The organism is uncultured Nevskia sp., from assembly GCF_903885465.1.
GTDB lineage: Bacteria > Pseudomonadota > Gammaproteobacteria > Nevskiales > Nevskiaceae > Nevskia.
Genome location: NZ_CAISIQ010000183.1, coordinates 1 through 2,512 on the forward strand (window position 1 = coordinate 1; position 2,512 = coordinate 2,512).

Here is a 2,512-nt window from a genome sequence, read left to right on the forward strand (position 1 = left end):
CGTCCGCTGAAGTCGCTCGCCGACATGATCAAGGGCAAGGGCGGGCGCTTTCGCCAGAACCTGCTGGGCAAGCGTGTCGACTATTCCGGCCGCTCGGTGATCGTGGTCGGGCCGCAGCTGAAGCTGCACCAGTGCGGCCTGCCGAAGAAGATGGCGCTGGAGCTGTTCAAGCCGTTCATTTTCAACAAGCTCGAATTGCAGGGCATCGCCACCACGATCAAGGCGGCGAAGCGCGAAGTCGAAGCCGAGACGCCGGTGGTGTGGGACATCCTCGAAGAGGTGATCCGCGAACACCCGGTGATGCTCAATCGCGCCCCCACGCTGCACCGCCTCGGCATCCAGGCTTTCGAACCGCAACTGATCGAAGGCAAGGCCATCCAGCTGCATCCGCTCGTCTGCACGGCTTTCAACGCCGACTTCGACGGTGACCAGATGGCTGTCCACGTGCCGCTGTCGCTCGAAGCGCAGCTGGAAGCGCGCGTGCTGATGATGGCCTCGAACAACATCCTGTCGCCGGCCAACGGCGACCCGATCATCGTGCCGTCGCAGGACGTCGTGCTCGGTCTGTACTGGATGAGCCGCGAGCGCGTCAACGCGCCGGGCGAAGGCATGACTTTCTCCGATATCTCGGAAGTGCATCGCGCCTATGAATCGGGTTTGATCGATCTGCAGGCCAAGATCAAGGTCCGCATGCGCGATTACATCGAGGACGGCGAGGGCGGCTACAAGGAAATCCGTCGCATCAACGACACGACCACCGGCCGTGCGCTGCTGTCGGAAATCCTGCCGGACGGTATTCCGTTCGCCCAGGTCAACCGCACGATGACCAAGAAGATCGTCTCGCAGACGATCAACTGGGTGTATCGCCGCGTCGGCATGAAGGACACCGTGGTGTTCGCCGACCAGCTGATGTACATGGGCTTCCGCATGTCGACCAAGGCCGGCATCTCGTTCTGCCTCGACGACATCATGGTGCCCGACGAGAAGGTCGGCATCCTGGCCGAGGCCGAGATCAAGGTTAAGGACATCGACGACCAGTACAGCCAGGGTCTGACCACGCAGTCCGAGCGCTACAACCACGTCGTCGACATCTGGTCGAAGGCCAATGACGACATCGCCAAGGCGATGATGGCGCGCATCGGCACCGAAGCGGTCGTCGACAAGAAGGGCGATACCGTCCGTCAGACCTCGTTCAACTCGGTGTTCATGATGGCCGACTCCGGTGCGCGCGGTAGCGCTGCCCAGATTCGTCAGCTCGCCGGCATGCGCGGCCTGATGGCCAAGCCGGACGGCTCGATCATCGAAACGCCGATCACCGCGAACTTCCGCGAAGGTCTGAACGTTCTCCAGTACTTCATCTCGACGCACGGCGCTCGTAAGGGTCTGTCGGATACGGCGCTGAAGACCGCCAACTCGGGTTACCTGACCCGCCGTCTGGTCGACGTTGCCCAGGACGTGGTCGTCACCTCCCAGGACTGCGGCACCGAACAGGGCGTCGTCATGCGTCCGATCGTGGAAGGCGGCGACATTCTGGAACCGCTGCGCGATCGTGTGCTCGGTCGCACCCTGCTGCGTGACGTGCACAAGCCCGGAAGCGATGAAGTCGCGATCGAGGCCGGCACCTTGCTCGACGAAAAGCTGGTCAACAAGCTCGAAGATCTGTCGATCGACGAAGTCTGGGTCCGCTCGGCGATCACTTGCGAAATGCCGTTCGGCATCTGCGGCAAGTGCTACGGCCGCGATCTGGCCCGTGGCCATCTGGTCAACATCGGTGAAGCGGTCGGCGTCATCGCCGCCCAGTCGATCGGTGAGCCGGGTACCCAGCTGACCATGCGTACCTTCCACGTCGGTGGTGCGGCTTCGCGTTCGGCCTCGGCCGATGGTGTCGATGCCCGTGCGGCCGGTACGGTGCGCGAGCACAACGTCAAGTCGGTCAAGAACAAGGACGGCAATCGCGTGACCGTCACCCGCACCGGTGAAATCGGCGTCGTCGATTCCCACGGCCGCGAGCGTGAGCGTTACAAGATTCCTTACGGCGCCGTCGTGCAGGTCAACGACAACGATCCGGTCAAGGCCGGTCAGCGTCTGGCCCGTTGGGATGCCCATACGCACCCGATCATCACGGAAATCGCCGGCTTCGTGCAGTTCCAGGACTTCGAGGACGGCATCACCGTCACTCGCGAGACCGATGACATCACCGGCATGAGCACGCTGGTGATCACCGATCCGAAGACCCGCGGCATGGCCGGCAAGGATCTGCGCCCGGTGCTGGCGCTGGTCGACGCCAAGGGCAAGTCGCTGAGCTTCCCGGGCACCGACATTCCGGCTTCGTACTCGCTGCCGGCCAAGGCGATCATCAACATCGAGGACGGTGCGGAAGTGAAGGTCGGCGACGTCGTCGCCCGTATCCCGCAGGAAGCCTCGAAGTCACGTGACATCACCGGCGGTCTGCCGCGTGTTGCCGATCTGTTCGAAGCGCGCAAGCCGAAGGATCCGGCGGTTCTCGCCGAAG

At 63.1% G+C, this 2,512-nt stretch carries 1 pseudogene; it reads left to right on the forward strand.

From position 1 onward, the window contains the following. Window positions 1–2,512 (forward strand): annotated as a pseudogene (locus QZY06_RS06930) (DNA-directed RNA polymerase subunit beta'); the annotation flags it as partial.